A 25,756-nucleotide genomic window follows, 5' to 3' on the forward strand; every position below is an offset into this window, starting at 1 on the left:
TCTCATTCCAGTTCCCTTACCTTTCGTTCTCATACTTAAAAATCATATGCCTTCTTTTCATAAGAATGCATTTTCACGAGAACATTTCTCTAAATGATAGAACTAACTTCCACCAATTGTACCATAAAACACAATCTCTTACCTTTAATTACCGAAGTAAATTCTAATTTTTGAGCCTTCTTTTACTTTTGTACCAGCTTCTGGTGATTGCTTAATCACCTTTTTTCCTTCACCGCTCACATCAAGCTTCAAGTCTATGAGTTGTGTTTGTAAATCTTTTTTATCCATACCAATTAAATCCGGAACTTCTATAGTAGGTGTATCGCCCCATTTATATTCTTTTTCCACTTGTTCTTTTCTCGGTTCTACCCCCATAGCAGGAAGAACGTCACGAAGTATATTCCCTACAATCGGCGCAGCAACTACCCCACCAAATTGCGTGATCCCTTTCGGATTATCAACAGCAACATACACAACAATTTGCGGATCATCTGCTGGTGCAAAGCTGATAAAAGATACAATATAGTTATTGTCTAAATATTTTCCATCCTTTACCTTTTGCGCTGTTCCTGTCTTTCCCCCAACGCGATACCCATCAATATAAGCGCTCCTACCAGAACCCTTCGCAACAACATTTTCTAACGCATATCGAACCTTCTCTGATGTTTCCTTGGAAATAACCTTCCTTTTCACACTTGGACTTTTTTTACTGACAACTTGCTTCGTAATTGGATCAACGAATTCCTTAGCAATATAAGGTTGATATAAATTCCCGCCATTGACAGCAGCGGCTACTGCGGCTACTTGCTGAATAGGTGTAACAGAAACTCCTTGCCCAAATGATGTTGTCGCTTGTTCAACTGGTCCTACCTTATCAAGATTAAATAAAATCCCTTTTCCTTCTCCTTGCAAGTCAATTCCCGTTTTTTGCCCAAATCCAAAATCTCGAATGTATTGGAATAACTTCTCTTTACCGAGGCGGTCTCCAAGCTCAATAAATCCAGGGTTGCAAGAGTTTTGTACGACCTCTAAAAACGTTTGACTTCCGTGGCCTCCAGCTTTCCAGCATCGCAGCCTAGCGCCACCAACTTCCGCTGCTCCATCATCATAAAACGTATCTTTCTCTAAGTCTACTAATTTTTCATTTAGAGCCGCAGCTAAAGTAATAATTTTAAAAGTTGATCCTGGTTCATATGTACTCCATACGGGTAAGTTTCGATTAAATACTTCTGGAGAAACATTTTGAAAATCTGCTGGATCAAAACTTGGCCGGCTCGACATCCCTAGTATCTCACCATTTTTCGGATTCATCGCAATTGCAATCATACCATCCGGATTATAAGTCGAATCCGCGATGTTTAGTTCCCTCTCCATGATCGCTTGTATACGAGAGTCAATTGTTAACCTTAAATTCAAACCCGCTTCTGGCTTTTTAAAATCATCTCCCACATTAGGCATTCGCTGTCCTTTTGCATCAGCAAAAAAGCGAACATAACCTTTATCGCCATTTAGCTCTTTATCATAATATGCTTCAAGCCCCATCAGACCTTGATTATCACTCCCAGCAAAGCCTAACACATGTGCTAAATATTTACCAAATGGATAATGACGAATAGAATCTTCCGCAATATATACACCTTTTAAACTTAAACTTCGTACTTCTTTCGCCTTATCATGCGGAATTTTCCTTCCACCTTTGTCGAGTCTCACGATAGATTCTTTCTTTGTAATTCGTTTATAAATTTCTTCTTTCTCCACACCTAAAACTGCAGCCAACTTCTCTGCAGTTTCCGCTGGATTTTCGAGTTGTCTTGGTACCACAAAAACAGTTGGCGCACTTTTATTTGTTGCGAGTTCTACACCATTTCGATCTAAAATCTTCCCACGTTCCGGTTCAAAGGTAATATTACGACTCCATGAATCTTTTGCGCGATCCGTTAGCATATTCCCCAGGAAAAATTGTACATATCCAAGCCGAATATCGATAATCGTAAAAACAAGCAAGCCACATATCAGTATAAAAATCAGTCGTTTTCTCACCGTTACATTCGAAACACGCATATTGGAACAAGCCCCCCTTACGCCTAGCTTGTTCCAATATATGCTTGTACCGATTTGATTAGAACTTTCTACTTTTGTTTATCACTTTCACAATTTCCTACTGCGGCTCCTCCGCCTCTTGTTGTGGTTCAAGCGGTGGTATAAGTGTCACAGCTAATTCTGTCCCTGGTTGCAACAATGCTCCTTCTTCAACATTTTGCTCGGTTACATATCCTGTTCCAGAAGGTTTTAAATTGAGATTTAACGTTTTAGCTAAATTCATCACGTCTCGCAGTGCCCAGCCTTGGATATTCGGCATCTTAGGTTGCTCACCAACTAAGAAAATACGATCACCTTTTAATGTCTTTTCAGTTGCTTTCGGCACTTGTTGCTTCACTTTACCTTCCCCTAGTATAGTTGGTCTAAAATTCGCTTTTTCTAGTATTTTTTTTGCTTCTTCCATTGTTTTACCTGTAACGTCCGGAACGACTACTTGCTGTTCTTTCACATATTTCTTCGGATCTTTTACTTCCTTCGGCTTAATCTTTAAATATTCTAAGCTATCTTTTGTTACCGATTTGAAAATTTCAGCAAGCGGCTTTGCTCCGTATTCATCGTCTTTTAGTTTTGGTTGTTTAATTGCTAAGTACACAACCAATTGCGGATCATCCATCGGTGCCATACCGAGGAAAGAGAAAATATAATTTTCTCTACCAGTCATGTATCCGCCTTTTCCATCAGGAATTTGTGCTGTACCCGTTTTACCACCTACTGAATATCCGTCAATCTTATAGGCATTCCCTGTTCCTTTTGGCGATGTAACGACACGTTCTAATAGTTGTCTAACTTGCGCTGCCGTTTCTTTTGAAACTGGTTTCCCTACCTCTTCTGGTTTATGCTGTAGTTCTACCTTTCCTGTTATCGGATCTACAATTCGATCAATAACATATGGTTTCATCATTTTCCCGTCATTGGCAATCGCTGTTGCAGCTTGTACAAGCTGTATTGGAGTTACAGTAGATCCTTGACCAAACGCAGTTGTTACTTGCTGAATTTGTGAATCAAATACAATTTTATTTTCAACTTCTCCGGGCAAATCGATGCCAGTCTTTTCATCCAAGCCAAACTTATGAATATATTGACGGAATAAATCCGGACCAAGTTTTTTATCCCCCAAAATTGCAAATGCGACGTTAGAAGAACGTTCAACTCCTTCATCAAATGTAATGGATCCCCATCCAGCACCGCCGTTATGGTCTTTTATTTTCCGATTGCCAACTGGATACGTACCGGATTGATAATATTCTTGTCCATTATATTTTCCTTCATTAATTGCTGCTGCTAATGTAAATATTTTCATTGTCGATCCTGGCTCAAATGTCGTTGCAACTGGTATATTTAAGTAGTTCTCTATCTTTGGTTTATTCGGATCATAGCTAGGGCTACTAGACATTGCTAATATTTTCCCTGTTTTCGGATCAGCGACTACTGCCGTTAGCATTTCGGGCTCATAATGCTTTGCCGCTGCCTTCATCGCATTTTCTAAAAAGCTTTGAATGCGTTGATCAATTGTCAAATAGACATTATCGCCGTTTTTAGGAGGCTTTATATTTTGTTTTCCTCCTTCAAGAGGAACACCGTTATGCCCTCCTGTATATCCTACACTTCCATTAGAAGCGCGTAAAAACTTATCTAAGCTCTTTTCTAAGCCTCCCGCCCCTACTGTGGTACCTTGATCATTTATCCTGGAGTACCCTAGTATGTAAGAAGCGAAGTCTCCATTTGGATATACTCTAGCTTTTTCTGTAATAAACGAAATTCCAGGTATCTTTAAAGCTTCTATTTGTTCTTTCGTTTCTTTCGTTAAATTCTTTCCTAACGGTCCAAATTCTACTTGGCTCTTGTCTTTTTTTAGAATCGTTAAAATTTTCTCTTCATCTTTACCAAGTACACCAGCAATTTTTTTCGCCGCTTCTTCTTTGTTTTTAACGGCATTATCCCCTTTAAGTACCGCAACAAGCTTATATGAGTTTGCATCCTGCGCAAGAACATGACCGTTTTGATCATAAATGGTACCGCGGTTTGCTTCTAGTACACCTGTTTTATTATGTTTAGCCTGAGCTAGTTTCCTTAAATCTTGATTATGCACTGTTCCTGTTGCTTGAATATAAAAGAATCGGGCTAACAACAGCAAAAAGAGCAGGAGGAAAAATATCATAAAGTAACCTGCTCCCTTATTGGTATGAAATTTGTTCATGTTCATCTTCATCATTGTTTCACACCTATTTGCATTAATGTAAACCTTTCACATTATTTGCATTAATTTCTAGCCCGTGTTTCTTTGCAATTTTAGCGATTCGCTCATAACGACTTAACTTTTCTACTTCGGCTTGCAACTCTTGATTTTCTTTTTGCTGTTTCACAATTGTATCTTCTATCTTCGCTGCTTCTCTATCCACTTGATATAATCCCGCCTTATTTCCAATAAACGTCACACAAGCGTATAATAAAAAACCGATAAATGCCATATACAACAACTTCTCTATTCGTGTAATCTTCGCCTTCTTTGGCTGTACCATCTGCTGTGGCGCTTGCGATTGTACTTGTTCTTGCGTTTGTTGTTTGTACTTTACAGCTAAATTACTCATACCTCTCTCTCCTTTTTATCGTTTTTCAGCAATCCGTAACTTTGCCGAACGCGCTCGATTATTTTCTTCTAACTCTACGTCAGATGGTAAAATCGGTTTTCTTGTAATAAGCTTTAGTTTCGGCTTAAACTCCTCTGGAATAATCGGCAATCCTGGAGGGAGCTCTGGTGTTGTACTATTTCTTTTAAATGTTGTTTTGCAAATACGATCTTCTAGTGAATGGAACGTAATAACGCTAATTCTTCCACCAGGTTTCACTATTTCAATTGCCGCTTCCAACGCTTCCTCAAATACTTTCAACTCATCATTTACAGCAATGCGAATCGCTTGAAACACTCGTTTTGCAGGATGTCCGCCAGTCCTACGAGCAGGAGCAGGAATTCCTTCTTTGATTAACTCCACTAATTCCCCAGTCGTTTCAATTTTCTTCTTTTCACGATACGCTTCAATTTTCCTTGCAATTTGTTTTGAAAATTTCTCTTCACCATATTGAAAGAAAATCCTTACAAGTTGCTCATATGACCAATTATTCACAACATCATATGCTGTTAATGGAGCTTCTTGGTCCATTCGCATATCTAACGGTGCATCATGATGATAGCTAAAACCGCGTTCTGGTGTATCTAATTGTGGAGAAGAAACACCTAAGTCAAATAAAATCCCATCTACTTCTGTAATCCCTAACTCATGTAGTTTCTCTGATAAATAACGAAAATTACTTTTTACTGCTATAAATTGCTCACCATAAGAAGAAAATTTGTCTTTTGCATTTTGAATTGCAATTTCATCTTGATCAAATGCAATTAACTTTCCTCCTTCCGTTAGCTGAGATAACAAATAAGAACTATGTCCTCCACCACCTAGTGTACAATCTACATATGTACCATTTGGCTTTATATCCAAGCCATCTACTGTTTCCTCTAAAAGCACTGTTACGTGTTTAAACATCGTTGCACCTACTCTTTTTCCAAATAATTATGTTGAACTTTTTTCTCTTCCCCTATAAATTTAGTGAAGAAATAAAACGCTACAAGCAAGCAGCTCATTTAGCGCACCATGAGTGAAAATCGATTTCCACAAATCGTAGTTTTAATTTATTATATACTAAATTTTATCATTTTTTGCGGGAATTTAAATAAAAACCTGTCGAAAAAACCAATAATACGTTTACATTTTGCGCTATTTTGTCATATACGTCTCTTTTGATTATCCTTAACGTTTCCTTATCTATAAAACTAATAATTCTGAAAAAATCATTTTACAGGTAATTCCACGAAACAAAAATAAAATCCTGCTCCAAAGAGCAAGATTTTATAGTTTTATAACATGATGTGTTCCATTCCAAGAATACGATTGCTTTGTTACTCTTTCAACAAAATCAAGACCATACTGATTAAGATAATAACATACGTTCCATACTCGCTCTTGCGGTGCTCCTAACGGCCGAAGTGCATATTGCAAACGACGAAACTTATTTAATTCCACTTCATGCCTTCTTTCCAGATTTTGTTTTAGCATTCTTTCTAACAGCTCAATTTGTTCTTGAATCTTTCTTTCATTTTTTCCGGCAAATTCCTTTAAACCTGGATCAATTCTATTTACAAATTGTTGCAGGGAAGAGTGAATGTCCATCATATTCTTTTTCGCTTCCTGAAATTTCTCTTCAACCGGTTCTTCCACTTGATTCGATAGCCATTTTTCACGCAGCTTATCAAGATCTTTTACAAACGGATCCTCTTCTTGGAGATTTAAATCATATAAATCCGTTATAATATCGCGCTCCATGTAACTAATTGTAAGACGCGGAACAACAGGAGGCATTTGAAAATCAAACACATGAAATACTTGTTGCAATTCGCTCCAATAAGCAATTTCCCCCGGCCCTCCAATAAAAGCTACTGTTGGGAAGAGATATTCTTGCATAAGAGGTCTCGTTACAACATTATTACTAAAACGTTCTGGACTCTGTTCCATTTCCTCTATCAATTCTTCATATGAAAATGAATAAATGCCACTTTTTCCTACAAACTTACCGTTCTCTTCTTCTAGCAATACACGTTCTTCATCAATTTGCATAAATACATGTATAGCATTTTGTTTCGTTTCAATGATTGGTTTATAACCGTATTCTTTAACGATCTGTTGTTGATTATGAAGAGCTTCCTGGACTTCTTTGTACTGACTTATAATCCTTTTGAAAAAGGACACTTCTAATTTTCTAAGATTTGGATGATGTGAATCGACAAGAATTAAACCTGTATCCGCAAATAACTTCGTAATCAAACGCGCAAAGAAGTCTACGTATGTGCTAGATTCTTCTAAAGCCTCTTGAATAAACTGTAGTACATCTTTTGTGAAATTTGTCTCCGGATACGTTTTAAAAATCTCCTCGATCCACTTGCTACAATCTTCAATAGAAATCTCCGATTCTGAAGCACTCGTTTTTTTCGAATGGCGATCATGAAAAATCATCTTTTTAATTTTTTTATTTTTCGTTACAAACGTATGATTAATTTCATCAACATCGTGATCTTCACCAGCAATCCAAAAAACTGGAACAACTCGAGTACCTAGACTGGCTTCTTTTTCTTTTGCAAGCTGTACAATAGAGATCACTTTATGCACCGTATAAAGCGGCCCTGTCAATAACCCAGCCTGCTGCCCTCCAATCACAACATATGTATTCTCATCTGCTAACGCTTCTATATTTTGAATCGTAGATTGTCCTGCTTGCAATTGCTTATTATATTCTAATAAATGTTCCACCAACTCTTGACGGAAGAACTTGCGATTGCGCAAATCATACAAGCGTTGTTTAAAGCCTGCCTCTGTCAATGCATAGTCAAAACACGTTTGTATCTTATTATCACTCTTTATGTAGTCCCCTACAACACCTTGTAGCGGAACAGAGATTTCTTTTATCTCCATATAATTCTTCCTTTCATATCCTGTTCTTTCACCATTCCAAATTGTAGTCAATGTTTCGCCCAAAAGCAAAGAATATAACTTATGTTTCTAAACCTCTTATCGCATTGTATAAGAATGGAAGTATATGTACTTGTTTCTGCCGTGCTTTCGCTTCATCTAAAACATACCCAACGATCGCTTCAATTTCTGTTTTTCGCTTCTCTCGTATATCAGCTAACATAGAAGAAGTATTACAAGATGTTTTTTGACACACTTGACACACCATATTCCATAACTCTTCTTCTTTCTCTTTTTCAATAAGAAATGTAACTTCTTGAAATACTTGCTTCATCGATTGATAAAAGAAAGGGTTGGATATCAACTCTCCATTACAAACTCCAAATAAAGCTGTTAATGGATTAATACAAACATTTACGATTAATTTATTGTACATCATCTGTTTCCAGTCATCTTCAAATTGCATAGAAAAACGTTGCGAAGCAAAACACTCAAATATCGGTTCAAATTGAAGCACATCACCTTTAACAACACCAAATTTTGTGATTCCTACTCCCGTATGACATACCGTATGAAAATTTTCTTTTTTGGCTCCATGTTCGACAATACCTACAGCTATATTTTCACACTGTAATTCTTTTATAAGCTGAAGATGAGACATCCCATTTTGTAAAAATACGACTCGCTGCTTACTTAGAAAAGGGAGTATATGATTTACATGATATTGCTTGACAGCAATAAATATATAGTCCCAGTTCTCCTTTTCAACGCTTTCTACTGGTAATACTTTCGGAAACACCGTTTCTGATATTTCATCCTGAATACAAGTTACTCCTGTTTTTTCTAATTGTTTCGCTTGCTCAACAGTTCTTGTAAACAATGTAACATCTTGATTACTTTTTTTAAAATAAAACGCATATAACAAACCAATAGCTCCAGGGCCAACAATTCCAATTTTCATATTTATGGACATAAGAGCTTTGTATCAATAACAAGTTGTACAGATTACGTTGCTATCCCTTTAAAGCTCCTTAACTCCTCTCCATTCATATATTTGATCTCTATTTTAAAATTTCTAGGTAGAGAAAACACCTCTTTATGTAGAACATATATACTAACAAACACATCTCACCCTTTAGTGTAACAAATTTACAAAAAAATACGAAAGAAATATCCCATACCCTTCATAAAAATAACAAAATAAGTTATAATATTATTGTAAATATTTTTACTTTTCTTTTTTTAAGACAAGAAAAGGATGTGATGATGTGACATTCCCAAAAGTTGAGCGCTTGCTCATCAATTATAAAACGTTAGACGAATTTAGAAAATTTAAAGGATGTGGTGCTCAAGAGCTTTCTATGTTCGAAGAGTTACAAGCTAACATGATTGAGAACGATAGTGAATCCCCGTTTTACGGAATTTATTACGGCGGTTCTCTCATTGCACGCATGAGCTTGTATATGAGAAGACATGACGAAGCAAATCTTGATATTACAGGACCTTATATCGAACTGTCCAAACTGGAAGTATTACCGTCTTTTCAAAAACAAGGTTTTGGTCGAATGCTTGTAAATTATGCGAAAAATTTGCAATTCCCTATCAAAACAATTGCTCGTATTCAATCCGCACCATTTTGGAATGCATTATCATTCCAACAAATCACAACTGCAGAGGGCGAATTTTATATTTGGCATCCAGCAACTAATTTGAATGCGGTTACAAATGAAGAGTCTGCATAAAATAGTATTTTCGTGAGTCTCTCATTCATTATGTTCTATCTTAACATTCAAGAATGCCTCGCGAAAAAATAAAAACAGCTGCTTCCCAGCTGTTTTTATTTTTTTATTTTTTCCAATGTTTCATTCGTATGAATAACGTTTTCTCCTGTTTTCTCTAAAATCATTACACTTCTTTTTCGGTCAATATAATCAAGCAGCGTTCGGTACTCTTCCTCATATACGGATAGACGCTGAAGAAGCCTTTCTCTTTCCTTTTGTAACAATTCAATTTTCTGTTGTAACACTCTTGATTCTTGTTCATCTCTATATGTTTGCAAAAAATGTATCACATCATCGAATGTAATTGTTGTAGAAGTATGAGACATAACTTTCGGTTGCTTTTGTTCATAATTTTCTCGTTTTCGCATTTGTTTCGCTTCTTCAATACGTTCCTTATATTGCTTTCTAACATAAGAATTCCATCTAAATCCACAGGCTGCAGGTGTGCGAGATAGGTTTCTCCCAACTTCCTTAAAAGCAGACAGTTGTGTTCCACCTTCTCGAATATGCCGGAGTACTACCTCTGCTAGAAGCAAATCTTCATCATCAGTCCATGCATCTTGTCTTGTTGTCACCATCTTTCTAGTCCTCCTTATGCATTTTTTATTAAACATATGCAGTTACTAGAAAAGATAGAATACAAACAAGCAAAGAATATATTTTTTATTTTCTAAAAGCTACAGGAAAACGAGCTCCTAGCTTTCTTCCTTATTTCTCTCCGAACCTTAAGGCGCACGTCTTGCTGCCCTAAAATAGCGGAATCCATTCAAACACTTTTATAAAAAAACAAAAAAAATAAACGCAAAAGGACATCCTTCTACGTTTATTTTTTCGCAATTACTTGCTGATTACTTCTTTACCTTTGTAAGTACCGCATGCTTTACATACACGGTGAGCTAATTTTGCTTCACCACAGCTTGGGCACTCTACCATACCAGGTACTGATAATTTGAAATGCGTACGACGCTTTCTTTTTACTGTTTTAGAAGTTCTTCTAAAAGGTACAGCCATTCTTCCCACCTCCTTAAAAGAAATTATTATTTTCATATGAAGGCCTGAACCAGTCTTCCGATTATTTGTCAAAAAACTTCGCAAGTCCTGCTAATCGTGGATCAACAGACTTTTCTTTGCTTTCCTCCGAAATCACTTGCCAGTCTTGACCTTGCATCGGTGTTCCTCCAGAAACATCATCACTGAAAATTTGCATTGGGATTTCCAAAAGTATATTTTCCTTGATTATAGGGAGTAAGTCAAGTACTTCTCCTTCTAAATAATGGATTTCTGCTTCTGTTTCATACTCTTCTTTTGAAGTTTGGAACACCTCAGTTGTTTTCACGTCAAATGGTAATGTCACATCTACTAAAGAGCGAGAACATGGTAAAATCATGCTTCCTGTTATATGTAGATGAAACGTAAACTTATTGGAGCCAAAATCAACTCTACCTGTTACATGAACAGGATCAATCGAACGAATGTCTTTCTCGATTTCTTTCAGCTCACTTACATCTACCATCTCATCCAAAGTCAATCCTTTATGTCTCAATTTGTTTAATTGATGGATGGACCATTTCATATCATATCACCTCAAGGCAACAAACAAAATTATAGCTAGCCATTTTATATTTGTCAATGTTTTTTCTTTACACTATAATGAAGTCATTATAGTAAATAATATATAGATTATCATGTTTTTCGAAAAGATGCTACACTGAAAGGAGAGATTATTATAAAGGCAAGCGGTATTATCGTTGAATACAACCCCTTTCATAACGGTCATGTTTATCATGTGCAACAAACAAAAAAGTTAACACAATGTGATGTTACTATCGCGGTCATGAGTGGATCATTTTTACAACGTGGTGAGCCTGCTCTCGTCTCTAAATGGTATCGAACAAAAATGGCTCTAGCTGGCGGTATTGATCTTGTTGTAGAACTTCCTTATGCATTTGCAACTCAAAAAGCGGAAACATTTGCAAATGGGGCCATTTCTATTTTAAATGCACTTGGTGTTTCAGATATTTGTTTCGGAAGTGAAGATGGACACATTCAACACTTCTACAATACTCTATCGTTACAGCAAAAGAAGCAAAATACTTTTAATCAGCTCGTGCAGCAATATATAAGCGAAGGAAATAGCTATGCAAAAGCAACTTCTGAAGCCTTTTCTCATATTTTATCAGGACATGACACAATCGATATGTCACAGCCAAACAATATATTAGGGCTACATTATATTCAAGCCATTTTGTCACAAAAAAGTACGATTCGTGCTCATACGATAAAAAGATTCGCAGCTCATTATCACGATGAATCCTTTACAAATAAGCATATCGCCAGCGCAACAAGCATTCGCAAACAACTGTTCATCGGGGATTGCTCCTTTACTAGTATATATCCATTTGTACCGAATTGTACCTCTTCTCTTTTAGAAGAATATTATCATATATACCATGTATTACATAATTGGGAAACGTATTTTCCTCTTTTCAAGTATAAACTCTTGACGATGTCTGCTAAAGAACTCCAACATATATATGAAATGGAAGAAGGTTTAGAACATCGTATATTAGCTAAAATACAGAATGCCACGTCCTTCCTTACATTTATGGAGGCTATAAAAACAAAACGATATACGTGGACAAGATTGCAACGAGTATGCACACATATTTTAACCAATACAACAAAAGAAGAGATAAAGAGCGCAGCAATCGAAAACCATGCACCGTATATTCGGTTACTTGGCATGTCCCAAAAAGGACAATCTTACCTTTCTAAAAATAAAAAACAAATGAGTCTCCCTCTTCTGACACATACAAAAACATTTGAACACCCTGTTTTAAATATAGAACGACGAGCAAATGCCGTCTATCTTTCCGCTTTACAAGAACCTTTACGCACAAAATGTATACAACAAAATATAACACAATATCCAATTCGATATAATGAAATAGACAAAACATTTTTATAACGTAGAAACGGAAAGCTATATGAACGATTCGTTCATATAGCTTTCCGTTTTAAGTTCAATGAAAAACTTTGCAAAGAGAAGTTACTTTTTCTCTGGCAACTTCTCTAAATAAGCCAAAGCATCATCCAATGTATCCACTGGTACAATTTTCATTTTTGTTTTAATATCTTTGGCCGCTTCAAGCGCCTTTTTATAATTTGAGTTTTTCGCTCCTTTTTCATTTGGAGCAAAGAAGATTTCAGCCCCTGCATCACTGGCAGCTACCACCTTTTGCTGAATTCCGCCAATCGGACCAACCTCGCCTTTTTCATTGATTGTACCTGTTCCAGCAATTTCATGCCCTTTTGTCATATCGTTTTCAATTAATTGATTATAAATCTCTAACGTAAACATCAGGCCTGCTGATGGTCCCCCAATCTCATGGGAATCAATCTTCACTTTTGGATCTGCAACTAACTCTCGTTCTGTAACAATAGAAACTCCAATACCAACACGCCCCTTACCACCAGGGATTTCTTTTACTGCCAATTGTTCTTTGAAATGTTTTCCATTTCTTATATATTCAATATGTACAACATCGCCTTCTTTTTTATTTGCCATATATTCAGCAAATCGCTCTGTCATTTCAAATGTTTTTTCATCAACAACTACAATTACATCCCCAAGCTTTAATTTTCCCGCTGCCGGCATATTTTCTGCAACACCAGCGACTAATATTCCTTTATTTTGAAAAGAAACAGGACGATTCGCTCTCTTATATGCATTATAAATAGCAGCATTTTGAGAGTGTTTCATCGCATACTCTTGGCGAAATTGATATTCTTCATCACTCTCACCTTTTTGTAATATTTCCTCCGCTTTTGAAATGTGATTATATTTGCTAAATTGTGCAGCTATTAAATTGATTACATTAGCAGGTCCCATTGAAACTGTCACAAGCATAAAGTCACCAGATTCTTTCTTTCCGCCTTCCACTTGTACATAAGGGGTTAACTTCGCAGCCATTCCTGGTTTTGTTATATAGTAAGGTAGACGAATATATACAAGTAGCATCGCCAATATAACTCCAATTAAAATCGCATATATAAACCGAAAACGCTTAAACATTATTTTTCTCCTTCCACTGCTCAATTAATAAATAAATATCTTGAATATGTTTCTTTGCTTCTTCTTCTCCTACTCGAATAATTTCTTCAATATTTGTAAAAGCACGAGAACTAAACTGTTCTACTGTTGGACGCATCATTAAATCCGATGCAGTTTGTCGATTAACAACAAGTTCATACTGCATAATTTCAATACTTTGCATAATTACGTCATAAATAGAATTAATTTCACCATTTACTTTAATAGGGGATACATCTACAGCAATTACAATATCAGCTCCTAAATCCTTGACGACGGATACAGGAATCCGATCAATTACCCCTCCATCCACTAATAAGCGCCCATCTATTTTTTCAGGAACAAACACTCCTGGTACAGAAATACTCGCCCTAACAGCATCAGCAATAGACCCTTTTGTAAATACAACTTTTTCTCCCTTTAAAATGTCAGTGGCTACAACTGCAGTTGGAATTTCTAACTCTTCCATTTTTTTGTTATATGTAAACATTTTAATCATATCTTTTACACGTTTTCCAGAAATAAATCCCATTTTCGGCACAGTAAAATCTAAATAATATTTCCTCTTAAATACTGAGGCCATTCGATAAAGTCTTTCAACATTACAATTTGTAGCATAAAATGTTCCAATTAGCGCCCCCATACTACTTCCTGCTATCATGTCAATAGGAATATTAGACTCACGTAATATCTTAATAATCCCTACATGAGCAAATCCTTTTGCCCCACCAGAGCCAAGAGCCAAGCCTATTTTCGGTTCTCGCATATGAATCACCCTTAAACTTTTTTTACTCCTTTTTCATACTTATGGTCTAAATTTACTATGTATCCACGTATACTGAAATGAACGTTTTTTGGGACAAAGGGGGATTTTGCAGTATGTATGAAAAATGGAAAACAGCTTTTCTCACAATCACAACGCTATTTCTAACATTCTCTCTTGTACTTCATCCCCAAGCCGCATTACAATCTTCTATTCGCGGATTAAATATGTGGTGGGAGGTTGTCTTTCCTTCATTATTACCTTTTTTTATCGTTGCCGAGCTTTTAATTAGCATAGGCGTTGTAAAATTTATCGGTGTCCTGTTAGAACCTCTTATGCGCCCTCTCTTCCGAGTCCCTGGTATCGGTGGGTTTGTTTGGGCAATGGGAATGGCCTCTGGTTTTCCTGCTGGCGCGAAATTAAGCGCTAGATTACGTCAAAGTAACCAACTAACACAAATTGAAGCAGAACGCCTCGTCTCTTTCACAAATTCTTCCAACCCATTATTTATTTTCGGTGCTGTATCTATCGGATTCTTTAATAATCCAAAATTAGGCTTCATTTTAGCCGCCGCACATTATATAAGTAACTTTACTGTCGGACTACTTATGCGCTTTTATGGTGACAATAAACCTTACATAAAACGTGCATCACCCGTTCAAAGACGTCTATTACAACATGCTTTTTCCATTCTCCATGAGACACGTTTACAAGAAAAAAGACCGATTGGAAAACTGCTAGGAGATGCCATTATTTCTTCCATTCAAACGTTACTTATGATCGGCGGATTTATTATCTTATTCTCTGTGTTAAATAAAATGATTACCATTTTTCAAATTACAGCAACTCTGAATTTTATTATGCAACATATTTTATCTTTCTTCCAATTGTCCACTCATTTTAGTATTCCTATTTTATCTGGTCTTTTTGAAATGACACTAGGAAGTAAAATGATTAGCCAAACAAATGGTACAACTATTTTGGAACAAGCAATGATTACAAGTTTTATCCTTGCCTTCAGCGGTCTTTCAATTCAAGCGCAAGTAGCGAGTATACTAGCAGATACCGATATTCGCTTTAAACCCTACTTTTTTGCTCGAATCATTCAAAGTATTCTTGCTCCTATTTACACATTTATATTTTGGGGACCACTGTATGAAAAATCACATTCTTTTTCACCGAACCAACAAGATATTCCTGTCTTTTTATCAAATTATTCTTCAGCACTTACAAATACTTGGGAATTACTTCTTCACTATGGCCCCATTTTTACACTACTTTGTTTGTATCTATATGTTATTTTATTATTCGTACGCACCATACGATAACTCTGTAACGTGCTAGCGAATCGAACAGAGTTATGAGAAGACTCTCGCTGCTCTCTATAACAAAATCAGTAAAGAAAAACCCCGTTTTATTTTAACGGGGTTTGAAACTTGTCTTTTAAAGCACGTTCAACACAAGATGGAACAAGCCCTGATACATTCCCTCCGTAACGAGCTACCTCCTTTACAATACTTGAACTTAGAAATGAATATTGATTATTTGTCATAATAAAAAACGTTTCAATATTTTCATCTAACTTTCGATTCATCGAAGTAATTTGCATCTCATACTCGAAATCAGAAACAGCTCGTAAACCTCGTAAAATGGCATTTGCATTGCGCATTTTCGCGTATTCAACCAACAACCCACTATGTGAATCTACTTTTACATTTGGAATCTCCTTTGTTGCCTCTCGGATTAACTCTAAACGCTCTTCCACTGAAAAGAATGGCTTCTTTGCTGAGTTATTTAAGACAACAACATATACTTCGTCGAACACCTTTGCTCCCCTTTTAATGATATCCAAATGTCCAAGTGTTATTGGATCAAAACTCCCTGAAGAAATTGCTATGCTTGTCATTCGGTCCCCTCCCCTTCATACTTATAAATCGAAATGGCTGTAATACCGTACTTTTCTGCCCGCACCTTTACAAGCTTCCCTATTGTTTCAGGTAAGATTACTTCATTCCCATGCTCTGCCATAATCAAACCATCTTCATTCAGCAATCCATGTTGATCTATAATGCTAATGAGAGAGACTATTTTTTGATCTTTATATGGCGGATCTAGTAGGATTAGATCGAATGAAATCTCACGTTTAATTAGCGCTTTCACAGCTCTTTCCGCATCATTTCTATATACTTCAGCTTGATTATGTACTCTACAACTTTCCAAATTTTGACGAATTATCTTCACTGCTTTATGATCTCGATCAACAAAGATTACTTTGTCCATCCCTCGGCTAAGCGCTTCAATCCCAAGCCCTCCGCTTCCTCCAAATAAATCAAGGGCACTCCCTCCATCAAAGTATGGACCTATTATATTGAAGATAGATTCTTTTACTTTATCTGTTGTTGGACGCGTTGTACTACCAGGTACAGCTTTAAGCGGATGTCCCTTGCATTTACCAGAAACTACTCTCATTTGTTGTCACTACCTTTATTTCAATCTATAAACTATGGAGCGATTATTCGTAACCGCTATCAAATCTAAATATTTTCTAATTATTTTACCATTACAGAATACCTGAATCCGTTACTTATGAAAAGAAAAATATTTGTTTTCAGCAATATTTCATGTGCATATTCAGCTAACAATCATTTCAAAAATATAACAGAAAATGAATGAACCTGTACACTTTATCTACGTATTAGTTCATTTCATAACACCATCTTACCCTCTATGTAAGGTTCACTTTACCTTTTTTATCCTATCATAAAATAAAAGAAAAATAAAAAGCCTACGATAAATTTTAAATTCATTATGTATATCTTCAATTAGATTGGACATAAATAAAGATAACAACATCACCTTCGATGTTGTTGCCAACCGCGGAGAAGACTTACGTTTCCCCATAAGTTCTTCCTCCGGTTTCTCCTCTCCCTTTGCCTTCTTACTAGTACATACTAGTATAAGAAGGGCCCTGCTTTGCAGGGTTTTTTTTCTTTGCCTTCTTTTCATTTAAAAAATGAAATGATACAGTAAAAGAAAGAGGAGGAAAATGATATGATTCAACGCTTTATTGAACTAGGAGAAGGCTACTCTGACTTATATGAATTACTTGAAATTGCCAAAGCAAACAAAGAACGTGTAACCCATATGTTACAATTCGAAACCGTTAAAAATAATAAAAAAGTATGTTCACTTGTTGTCATCCTAAAACCAACAACTGTAGGCGATTTTCAGCCACTATACATATGTCGTGAAGGCATCCCTATACTCGATCATAAAAAAAGTAAGCGAATTATTTTATTTGAAGAAACCGCCAAACAAATCGAAAAAAAAGTAATTCCCTTTACCGTGAAACCATCTACAACTTTTCCAGAAAAAGAGTTGTACTTTAATCATCTAATTGGCATTTTACGAATGAATCACTTTATTCCCCCAATGAAATAGGGTGAAACTTTCATCCCGCTATTTTAGGGCAGCCCGATTGATGAGGGCTCATAATCAGTGGGGGATGAAGAAACCCCCACTGATTAAAGTTTCACTTTATCAGTAGGGAGCCTTCATCCACACGAAAATCCCCCCTATCAAATTGGCTAGGGGGATTTTACTTAACTATAATCATATTCTTTCGCACGATCTGGACGTGAATTTTCAAATTCCGTTTTTAGAAACGGACGATACGATTGTTCAATCCTCTTAACAAACGGAAGTTTATTTAACTTATGCATCATATGTTCTAATTGATCCATATCACAATATACAACTGCATATTTTAATCGTTTTGATATGTAATGAATATTACCATATTTACGTAAAATTTTGGCATGTTTTAATGAATGTAAATAAACAATCAAACTCTGTCGTTGTCCAAACATAACCTTCTCCTTCATCATACTTTTCATATATTCTACTAACATAAATCAGAAATTTTCGACATTATAGCACGCCATAGATTCGATCCTATTCTTCTTCTTCTACATTTCAAAAACGGGGCATATTACCCCGTTTTTTTACAGCCACAACTACCTCCGGAGCCACAACCGCCTCCGCAACCACCTGCATCAAAAAACGGATTCCCGGTAGGAACTTTAATCGAAGATGAAATTTCCGAGCCGATTACTACGCTCACTTCATCTAGTAATTTTTGCAAATTACTTTCCGCTTTTTTAAAAGCCGCAATCTTATCATGCAAATCTACAGATCGCTTTAACTCTCGCATCTTTTTCGAAACAAAAGCATAATCCGGGTGATACTTGCCAAATCTTCTAACTTCCTCATAACGCTCTTTCATCGCCGCAAACTGACGAATGAGCTCCTGTGCTTCCGAATCCTCCTGTAAGTCCTTGAAACACTTTCGATAGTTCTCTGCTATATCTGAATAAACAACTGCCTGTGCCAGTTGTTCTGCCTTATCTAAAATTAATACGCTTTCTAGCGTCGCTACAATCATGAGAGACACCTCCAAGTATCTATCATAACACATTTTACAGCAGAACTACTAATCTGGCCGTCTCATTTATATATAACATAGTAGCAATAGAACTACTCCTTCTCCTCCTTACACGCAAATGTGCTCGGCAATGTTATATTTTAAAACTTCCCATTTTCCTTGATCTTCTTTTACATAATTGATACAAGCGTTTTTCAAAGGTGTTTTAAATGTAATTTCTTCTGGCAAAATCGCATGCAAAATCGCTTTAATCGCATGTGAATGTGCCACAATGATAATGCGCTTTCCCGCATGCTTTTTTGCAACATCTTGTAGTGCTGTAAAACAGCGATTTACAATCTCTTCATCCGTTTCCATACCTTCTACGTTTCCGATTGCAATCTGTTCTCTCACTGTCGCAACTGGCTTCCCAGAAGCTTCTCCAAAATTCCGTTCAACAAAGCGCTCATCCAATATAATGGAATGTATTCCTACCGCTTCTCCAATTGCTTGCGCTGTTTCCTGAGCTCGAATCAAAGGACTACTAATAATGACATCCCATGTCTCTAATTGTAAAGCAGCAGCACTTTGACTCGCTTGCTTTTTCCCAACTTCATTTAGCGGAATATCTTCACGCCCTTGAATAATTTCTTGAAAGTTCCAATCAGTTTGTCCATGTCGTACTAAACAAATTTCCGTCATGCTGTAACTCCTTTTTTCAATAATACCTTTCTATTGTAACAAAAGTTTTACATGACGGACATAGTTTTTCCTTCCCATTATGTTGCATTTTGCTGAGCCATGTATTGAAACATATCAATCATAATGGAAGCCACTGCTAATTGATTTTGAAACTTTTCTACTTTATCCGGTATCGTTTTTTTGAAATGTTGTAAAGCAGCAAGCTCAAAAGCTTCCTTTTCATCTGGATTGCGCGACAGTTTACGATACCAATACGGCGCTTCTCGAATATAGCGTTCTAAATCTTCATTCGCTTTTATAAATTCCATAAGTTCTGCTCTCATCCTCTTTTCCCCCTAGTCTTTTTGAAAGAAAAACGGATTATTTTCAGAATTTCTTTGCTCTGGTTTTGTACGATTCTCTTTAAATTGTTGAATAACTTGTTGAACACTTCCGATTGCACTCGTTACATTTGTTAAGTGTTGTTGCATCTCTTCTACATTTAATTTTTTGAAAAAAGAAAGCATTTGCTCCATTAAATCTGATGTTCTTTCCTCTTTACTTTCTTGTGCAGGAGAAGATACTTGTTCACCATCCGCTTGATACTGTTTCCATATTTCATCTTTTTCCCCTAGTAAATACCATTCTTCATAAAATTGTTGCCATGTTTTTTGACCACTGCGAACGTCATGAACCATTTTAGGATGATGATTGACAAACTCTTTAAATTGTTGAACAGAAGGATGTAACGCTCTTTTTGTCGTTGGCATAATCCTCACCTCTTCATATATATCTACTATATTGTAAGAAAAAAAAGGCGCATGGTTCGCCTATTTTTAAACGATTCATGCACCTTTTTATCTTCTTATAAAATTTTGCGTATAAAACTTGTCATATACACCAACACCAAGTCCAGTAAACTGCTCATTCAGCAAATTTTTCCGGTGACCCTCACTATTCAACCAGCCTTGCAGCGCAGCAATGCCATCGCTATGTTGAGCTGCTATATTTTCACCAGCTAATTGGAAAGCAACTTGTCCTCGCTGTAATCGATCTCCTAATGTGCCATATTTCGGCGAATCATGTGAAAAATAATTATTTTCCTTCATATCTTTGCTGTGTCCAAGTGCAACATCGGCCGTTTGTTGATCCCATGTTAATAAAGGTAACCGATGACGTTCTCGAATAATATTTGTTAAATCTAAAATTTGCTGCATATTTCCATGCTCTACTTGTGACATTTTCTCTGGGGACATCGGTTGTTCTGGCATTAATTCACCGGAATATACAAGTTGATACGGTCTTTGACGTAGTAATATATCATCATCCATATACCGAATCCCAACAAGCTCATGCGTAAAGTGATCAAAATACAATTGTGCCCAACTATCTTTTTCAATTGAAATAAGTGGCTGTTCCATTATTTCAGTATCAGACAATTCAAATTGATAACTATTCCTTCCTTTTTTCAAAGAAATCTCATGAGAAAATGGCTTCTTTTTATATGCTTCTTCATATTTTTCATTCATACGAAATGGGGTCACATCAACTTGATCTCCAGCTACATAAGCTGTTACAACTTTATGTTCAGCAAGTCCAAATTGAACATACTGTGATAAATCTTGATTATATACCCACCATTCATACCCATATGCAGAAGGCTCAATCCGAGATGGTTCCCCCCACTTGGCTAGTAAATTCTCAGCATCTCTTCCTAAAAAATCAGCAATCGTTTGTGCCTCTCCCTCAGTTACCTGCTTCTTTTTCTTTACGAGTTTTTGTTCTTGCTTATAATGAGAAGGGCTTAATATATATTGTGAAACGAGTAATTTCCCGTACAGATCAATAGCTAAAATAAAAATCGTAATCATTACGATACGCAATAATTTCTTCAAACGATATACCTCCTGGGCAAACATAAAGTTGAGATATACACAAATGCCTTACTAGTCTTTCCCTTTTGTGTGTACCGTACTCTTTCACTATACCATATTTTGATGAAAAAAGTTGTGATTCTCTCTTTTCTCCCAATACGAATTGCGTTTTCTAATTTTTCATACTATTATAAAATTGATATCTACTATTTTATAAGGAGGGATTCCATGCAATTCGCAAATTCAAAACTCATTGGAACAGTAATTGACTTTACACTTCTTACAGAAATTATGAAAAATCACCATTTCGTGCTGGCAGGACAATGGGATTATGAGAGGGTTACATATGATTATAAATTCGAGATATTAAAAGATGTATATTATTTAAGAGTACAAGGTATCGCAGTCGAGGGAGATATTGGAAGGCGACACGCACAGATCAAATTGCTTTCCCCACTGTTGGGAAAACATTATTATCCACATGGGGTTGAGTATGGTACAGATGAAAATTTCCCTACAAATGTTATTCAAAAAAGTGAACAAATTCTTCAAAATATTGAAAAAGAACTAAAAGAATTTCAAATAGTTGAATAAGGTAACACTTTCATCAGTAGGAGTTTTCTTCATTCCTCACGAATAAGACTTTTACAGGCAGCTTAAATAAAACAGGCGCCTCTATACAGATATGCGCCTGTTTTATTTGTTCTCCCGAAAACTTTCTCTATTCTGTTTATTTTGTTTGCAAATATGGCGGAACTGCTTGTAATTGCTCTTTATCCTTTTCCCTTTCTTTACGAGCCCATTTAAAAAATACATATCCAATCATTGTACCATACACGATTTCCTGAACAATTTTCATAATGATTCCACCTGTTTGCTGATCTTGTACTACAGGCAGCCAATGCAAAAACTCTGGACCTGTGATATTTAAATCGCTCAATGTCCCTGCTGGTACACAAAGTTCCATCGCTTTCATCCAAGCGCTTGAATCTGTATAGGTCGCAAATAATGGCTCACTTGCAAAAATAATTAATGCACAAGCTGGCGTTAATAAAATACCGTTAGCAAACATATATCCTAATTTTTTTATATCACTTAATGATTGTTGCTCTGGCAATGGATTTAACATTGGCCACCACATCATGATCGATGTAAAAAACAATATTGCTAAAACAATGGGGTGTGCTACTTGACTTTGCTTTACCGCATCAAATACAAGTGGCAAATGATAAAAAGAAAACAAGCCATTAAATACAAATAAAGCAATCAATGGTTTCGCAAATAACTTTAAAATAACTTGAATCGCTTTAAAAGATGTAATATAGCTATATAACCAAACTGGTATTCCTAATAATAATAATGGGGGTACCGCGATATACATCACTGCCATTTCGAGCATATGAGCACTGAAAATAATATGTCCTATTAAATCAATTGGCCCTCCCTTTACAATATATAGAAGAATAATTCCTGACGTAAAATAAAATATCTGCTTTTTACTAACCTTTTCTGCATGTTCAAATCGTGTTCTATACGGCCCAATGATGAAAAAGTAAGAGATGAGAATGGAAAGCATAAACATGAAAAAAATCGGACTCCATAATGCTTGAAAACCAAATATCCACAAGTTACTCATGATTTACACCCACCTTTCAAAAAATGTAGTCGCTTCATAAAAAAGGAGGACCATAGTAATCCAAAGGCCCTCCTCTCATGTTTTCTTATATCCACACAATTGTCATGAAGGCCAAAATCGTTAATAGCCCTATTAACAATCCAGAGTATAGAAAGAACGAAGCTGCTTCATGTCCTTTATGACTCATGTGCATAAAATAATACAATTGAAAGATTACTTGAACGACCGCTAATAATAAAATAAACGGGACAGAGAAAATGGGACTAAATGTCTTTGGATACGCTACTGCTACAAATGCTACAATTGTCAAAAAAATCATTAATCCAAATGTAATAACTTGATGTTTCATTTCCTCTGCACTTTTTCTTCTACGATAAACGAGATCTACCTTTGAATTATTTGTATTTGTTTGCTTTGTCGCCATTGTTTATCCCACCATTCCCATCAAATATACTACAGTGAAAATAAACACCCAAACTACATCAATAAAGTGCCAATAAATAGATGCAACATAAAACTTTGGGGCATTATATAAATTTAAACCACGTTTCGCATTGCGAAAAATCAAAGTTAAAATCCAGCATAGTCCAAATAATACGTGTAATCCATGTGTACCAACTAACGCATAAAAAGCTGAACCAAATGCACTACTTCTCATAGTATGCTTAAATTCGTGCGCATAATGATAAAATTCATAAATTTCAAACCCTAGAAACCCTAAACCTAATAGCACTGTAACAAGTAACCAAAGCTGCATTTGTTTAAAATGAAAATTCTTCATATGATACATTGCATATACACTCGTTAAGCTACTTGTTAATAGAAGCATTGTCATAATAAACACAAGTGGCATTTGAAACATTTCTTGCGAAGAAGGACCGCCGTTTGTCGAATTTTTTAATGCTAAGTATGTTCCAAACAAGGAAGCGAACAATACTGTTTCGCCTCCAAGGAACAGCCAAAATCCGACAAACTTATTTTTTCCTTCGAGGGTTGCTTTTTCAGGCTCTGCTGGAAATGTTTCATTCGTTAATTTTCCCTCTACATGCATTATGCCGTGCCTCCCTTATCATCCAAGTCTTCTTTATGAATATGATAACCATGATCATCAATTATAGATCGGAAGAACATTGTACCAAATGTAATGATAAGCCCAATAATTGCTACCAAGAGCCAAAACTTATCTTTTCCACCTTGCATATACATCGCGCCAAATGCTGCTATAAATAAGCCAAGCGATATGACAAATGGTGAAAATGAAGCGTTTGGCATATGAATGTTACCAATAGGCTCTGCTGGTGTCATCGCTTTATTCCCATCACGTTTCTCAATCCAAAAAGGATCTAATCCACGGACAAACGGTAGTTGCTTAAAGTTATATTCTGGCGTAGGAGCAGGCATTGTCCACTCTAGCGTGCGACCATCCCATGGGTCACGCCCTGCTTGTTCTTTAGACACTGTCGTTTTCACAATGTTATATAAAAGAACTATTGTTCCAAGTCCCATAAACGCAGATCCAACCGAACTAATTAAGTTCCCCATTTCTAATCCTTGACCTGGTAAATACGTGTAATAACGGCGCGGCATACCAATTAACCCAAGGAAATGTTGAATAAAGAACGTTAAATGGAAACCGATAAAGAATAACCAAAATGTAACTTTCCCCAATGCTTCATTCAATACTTTGTTAAACATAAGAGGCCAATAATAATGCGCTCCTGCCAATAAACCAAACACAACGCCTCCAACGATTACGTAGTGAAAATGCGCTACAACGAAATAGTTATCATGGAACTGATAATCAGCTGGCGCAGAAGCAAGCATAACCCCTGTTACACCGCCCATTACAAATGATGGAATAAAACCAACAGCCCACATCATCGGTGTTGTAAAACGAATACTTCCTCCCCACATTGTAAAGAGCCAGTTAAAAATTTTAATTCCCGTCGGTACTGCAATTGCCATCGTCGCGACAGAAAAGATAGCATTAGCAACAGGGCCGAGACCAACTGTAAACATATGGTGCGCCCATACCATAAATCCTAAAAATCCAATTAAGACTGTTGCAAATACCATCGATGAATATCCGAATAATCGTTTTTTGGAAAAGGTCGCGAAGATTTCTGAGAATATTCCGAAAGCTGGAAGTATAAGAATGTACACTTCTGGGTGCCCAAAGATCCAGAATAAGTGCTCCCATATAATCGTATTCCCGCCCAAAGCTGGGTTGAAAAAACTTGTACCAAATAAACGATCTAACATAAGTAATCCTAATCCAACTGTTAACGGTGGGAAAGCGAATAAAATCAGTGAAGATGTGACAAATGTTGTCCATGTAAACATCGGCATTCGCATATACGTCATTCCTGGTGCACGCATATTAATAATAGTAACAAGAAAATTAATACCACCAATTAGCGTACCGAGACCTGATATTTGCAATCCCAATACATAAAAATCAATACCATGTCCTTTCGAAGCTAGCGATAACGATGCATACGATGTCCACCCTGCATCGGGAGCTCCTCCTAAAAACCAACTTAAGTTTAAAAATACGCCTCCAAAGAAAAATAACCAAAATCCAAGTGAGTTTAAAAATGGAAATGCTACATCACGCGCTCCAATTTGAAGCGGCACAGCAGCATTCATAAATGCAAACACAAGCGGCATAGCTGCGAGGAAAATCATTGTTGTACCGTGCATTGTTAATACTTGATTATAAGCATCTCCAACAAGAAAAGCATTGTTTGGAATTGCTAGTTGTAGACGGATAAATAGTGCTTCTATTCCGCCGATGATAAAAAATAATCCACCTGCAATTAAATAGAGAATGGCAATTTTTTTATGGTCTACTGTCGTTAAATAATCCCATATAACAGCACCCATCCCCTG

The 25,756-nt window shown here is 36.3% G+C and carries 28 protein-coding genes; 5 read left to right on the plus strand and 23 right to left on the minus strand.

The genetic code is table 11. The features are described from left to right. Positions 1-144 precede the first annotated feature (144 nt). The 6 genes from MR059_RS07660 to panE all read right to left on the minus strand — a co-directional run bounded on the left by MR059_RS07660 (position 145) and on the right by panE (position 8,580). Entirely contained in the window at positions 145-2,061 is a 1,917-nt protein-coding gene (locus MR059_RS07660) for a stage V sporulation protein D (RefSeq protein WP_012095006.1), read from the minus strand. Between the two features lie 97 nt (positions 2,062-2,158). Continuing rightward, positions 2,159-4,309: a penicillin-binding protein gene (locus tag MR059_RS07665; protein ID WP_041810497.1), complete on the minus strand. Its 2,151-nt coding sequence runs from the start codon at positions 4,307-4,309 to the stop codon at positions 2,159-2,161. A gap of 22 nt (positions 4,310-4,331) precedes the next feature. Next, positions 4,332-4,688, minus strand: coding sequence for a cell division protein FtsL (gene ftsL / locus MR059_RS07670; protein ID WP_087095247.1), 357 nt, complete (start codon positions 4,686-4,688; stop codon positions 4,332-4,334). A 15-nt stretch (positions 4,689-4,703) separates the two neighbouring features. Next, a complete protein-coding gene (gene rsmH / locus MR059_RS07675) occupies positions 4,704-5,636 on the minus strand; it encodes a 16S rRNA (cytosine(1402)-N(4))-methyltransferase RsmH (protein WP_012095009.1) in 933 nt (310 codons plus the stop codon). A 363-nt stretch (positions 5,637-5,999) separates the two neighbouring features. Then, a complete protein-coding gene (gene bshC / locus MR059_RS07680; protein WP_012095010.1) occupies positions 6,000-7,616 on the minus strand; it encodes a bacillithiol biosynthesis cysteine-adding enzyme BshC in 1,617 nt (538 codons plus the stop codon). 79 nt (positions 7,617-7,695) lie between these two features. Then, complete coding sequence (gene panE, locus MR059_RS07685) at positions 7,696-8,580, minus strand: 2-dehydropantoate 2-reductase (RefSeq protein ID WP_041810499.1); 885 nt, start codon at positions 8,578-8,580, stop codon at positions 7,696-7,698. A 301-nt stretch (positions 8,581-8,881) separates the two neighbouring features. Between panE and MR059_RS07690 the strand changes: the two genes are divergently transcribed. Then, the gene (locus MR059_RS07690; RefSeq protein ID WP_012095012.1) at positions 8,882-9,355 is read left to right on the plus strand and encodes an N-acetyltransferase; all 474 of its coding nucleotides are present in this window, start codon (positions 8,882-8,884) and stop codon (positions 9,353-9,355) included. Between the two features lie 95 nt (positions 9,356-9,450). On the opposite strand, the gene MR059_RS07695 is transcribed toward MR059_RS07690, so the two are convergent. The 3 genes from MR059_RS07695 to MR059_RS07705 form a co-directional block, all read right to left on the minus strand. Beyond that, a complete protein-coding gene (locus tag MR059_RS07695) occupies positions 9,451-9,972 on the minus strand; it encodes an RsfA family transcriptional regulator (protein ID WP_012095013.1) in 522 nt (173 codons plus the stop codon). Between the two features lie 259 nt (positions 9,973-10,231). Beyond that, positions 10,232-10,405 (minus strand): 50S ribosomal protein L32, encoded by a 174-nt coding sequence (rpmF, locus tag MR059_RS07700; protein ID WP_001984764.1) that lies wholly within the window; start codon positions 10,403-10,405, stop codon positions 10,232-10,234. A 61-nt stretch (positions 10,406-10,466) separates the two neighbouring features. Further along, positions 10,467-10,967 (minus strand): YceD family protein, encoded by a 501-nt coding sequence (locus MR059_RS07705; RefSeq protein ID WP_012095016.1) that lies wholly within the window; start codon positions 10,965-10,967, stop codon positions 10,467-10,469. Between the two features lie 153 nt (positions 10,968-11,120). Here MR059_RS07705 and MR059_RS07710 point away from each other — a divergent pair, with 153 nt between their 5' ends. Then, entirely contained in the window at positions 11,121-12,362 is a 1,242-nt protein-coding gene (locus tag MR059_RS07710) for a nucleotidyltransferase (protein ID WP_087095272.1), read from the plus strand. Positions 12,363-12,443: 81 nt separating this feature from the next. On the opposite strand, the gene MR059_RS07715 is transcribed toward MR059_RS07710, so the two are convergent. Beyond that, positions 12,444-13,469: a SepM family pheromone-processing serine protease gene (locus MR059_RS07715; RefSeq protein ID WP_242161693.1), complete on the minus strand. Its 1,026-nt coding sequence runs from the start codon at positions 13,467-13,469 to the stop codon at positions 12,444-12,446. After that, the gene (locus MR059_RS07720) at positions 13,462-14,253 is read right to left on the minus strand and encodes a patatin-like phospholipase family protein (RefSeq protein ID WP_012095078.1); all 792 of its coding nucleotides are present in this window, start codon (positions 14,251-14,253) and stop codon (positions 13,462-13,464) included. Before MR059_RS07720 ends, MR059_RS07715 begins: the two co-directional genes overlap by 8 nt. A 113-nt stretch (positions 14,254-14,366) precedes the next feature. Here MR059_RS07720 and ylbJ point away from each other — a divergent pair, with 113 nt between their 5' ends. After that, positions 14,367-15,578: a sporulation integral membrane protein YlbJ gene (gene ylbJ, locus MR059_RS07725; RefSeq protein ID WP_012095079.1), complete on the plus strand. Its 1,212-nt coding sequence runs from the start codon at positions 14,367-14,369 to the stop codon at positions 15,576-15,578. 86 nt (positions 15,579-15,664) lie between these two features. Here ylbJ and coaD read toward each other — a convergent pair whose 3' ends face one another. Beyond that, entirely contained in the window at positions 15,665-16,156 is a 492-nt protein-coding gene (gene coaD / locus MR059_RS07730; protein WP_012095080.1) for a pantetheine-phosphate adenylyltransferase, read from the minus strand. Next, positions 16,153-16,719: a 16S rRNA (guanine(966)-N(2))-methyltransferase RsmD gene (rsmD, locus tag MR059_RS07735; RefSeq protein WP_012095081.1), complete on the minus strand. Its 567-nt coding sequence runs from the start codon at positions 16,717-16,719 to the stop codon at positions 16,153-16,155. The genes coaD and rsmD overlap by 4 nt, the downstream gene beginning before the upstream one ends. Before the next feature lie 582 nt (positions 16,720-17,301). On the opposite strand from rsmD, the gene MR059_RS07740 reads away from it, so the two are divergent. Further along, a complete protein-coding gene (locus tag MR059_RS07740) occupies positions 17,302-17,691 on the plus strand; it encodes a DUF7147 family protein (RefSeq protein WP_012095082.1) in 390 nt (129 codons plus the stop codon). A 161-nt stretch (positions 17,692-17,852) separates the two neighbouring features. On the opposite strand, the gene MR059_RS07745 is transcribed toward MR059_RS07740, so the two are convergent. The 6 genes from MR059_RS07745 to MR059_RS07770 all read right to left on the minus strand — a co-directional run bounded on the left by MR059_RS07745 (position 17,853) and on the right by MR059_RS07770 (position 21,249). Further along, positions 17,853-18,119 carry a YlbG family protein gene (locus MR059_RS07745; RefSeq protein WP_012095083.1) on the minus strand — a complete coding sequence of 89 codons (267 nt, stop codon included), beginning with the start codon at positions 18,117-18,119 and terminating at the stop codon, positions 17,853-17,855. A 122-nt stretch (positions 18,120-18,241) separates the two neighbouring features. Next, positions 18,242-18,694 carry a YlbF/YmcA family competence regulator gene (locus tag MR059_RS07750; RefSeq protein WP_012095084.1) on the minus strand — a complete coding sequence of 151 codons (453 nt, stop codon included), beginning with the start codon at positions 18,692-18,694 and terminating at the stop codon, positions 18,242-18,244. Positions 18,695-18,802: 108 nt separating this feature from the next. Further along, positions 18,803-19,375 carry a histidine phosphatase family protein gene (locus tag MR059_RS07755; RefSeq protein WP_012095085.1) on the minus strand — a complete coding sequence of 191 codons (573 nt, stop codon included), beginning with the start codon at positions 19,373-19,375 and terminating at the stop codon, positions 18,803-18,805. Between the two features lie 77 nt (positions 19,376-19,452). Beyond that, a complete protein-coding gene (locus tag MR059_RS07760) occupies positions 19,453-19,698 on the minus strand; it encodes a YlbE-like family protein (protein WP_012095086.1) in 246 nt (81 codons plus the stop codon). Positions 19,699-19,710: 12 nt separating this feature from the next. Further along, on the minus strand, positions 19,711-20,124 hold the full coding sequence (locus tag MR059_RS07765; RefSeq protein ID WP_012095087.1) for a YlbD family protein: 414 nt from the start codon (positions 20,122-20,124) through the stop codon (positions 19,711-19,713). Between the two features lie 87 nt (positions 20,125-20,211). Further along, complete coding sequence (locus MR059_RS07770) at positions 20,212-21,249, minus strand: CAP domain-containing protein (protein ID WP_041809947.1); 1,038 nt, start codon at positions 21,247-21,249, stop codon at positions 20,212-20,214. Positions 21,250-21,456: 207 nt separating this feature from the next. Between MR059_RS07770 and MR059_RS07775 the strand changes: the two genes are divergently transcribed. Beyond that, complete coding sequence (locus tag MR059_RS07775) at positions 21,457-21,822, plus strand: YugN family protein (RefSeq protein ID WP_012095089.1); 366 nt, start codon at positions 21,457-21,459, stop codon at positions 21,820-21,822. A gap of 136 nt (positions 21,823-21,958) precedes the next feature. Here the strand turns inward: MR059_RS07775 and ctaG are convergent, their stop codons facing one another. From ctaG to ctaD, 4 genes are all read right to left on the minus strand, one after another. Then, positions 21,959-22,864, minus strand: coding sequence for a cytochrome c oxidase assembly factor CtaG (gene ctaG / locus MR059_RS07780; RefSeq protein WP_012095090.1), 906 nt, complete (start codon positions 22,862-22,864; stop codon positions 21,959-21,961). A gap of 85 nt (positions 22,865-22,949) precedes the next feature. After that, the gene (gene ctaF / locus MR059_RS07785) at positions 22,950-23,288 is read right to left on the minus strand and encodes a cytochrome c oxidase subunit IVB (RefSeq protein WP_012095091.1); all 339 of its coding nucleotides are present in this window, start codon (positions 23,286-23,288) and stop codon (positions 22,950-22,952) included. 3 nt (positions 23,289-23,291) lie between these two features. Next, positions 23,292-23,915, minus strand: a complete 624-nt coding sequence (gene ctaE / locus MR059_RS07790) for a cytochrome c oxidase subunit III (RefSeq protein WP_012095092.1) — start codon at positions 23,913-23,915, stop codon at positions 23,292-23,294. Continuing rightward, on the minus strand, positions 23,915-25,750 hold the full coding sequence (gene ctaD, locus MR059_RS07795) for a cytochrome c oxidase subunit I (RefSeq protein ID WP_176371946.1): 1,836 nt from the start codon (positions 25,748-25,750) through the stop codon (positions 23,915-23,917). Before ctaD ends, ctaE begins: the two co-directional genes overlap by 1 nt. Positions 25,751-25,756 lie beyond the last annotated feature (6 nt).

This window comes from Bacillus cereus group sp. BfR-BA-01522 (assembly GCF_022662635.1).
Classification (GTDB): domain Bacteria; phylum Bacillota; class Bacilli; order Bacillales; family Bacillaceae_G; genus Bacillus_A; species Bacillus_A cytotoxicus.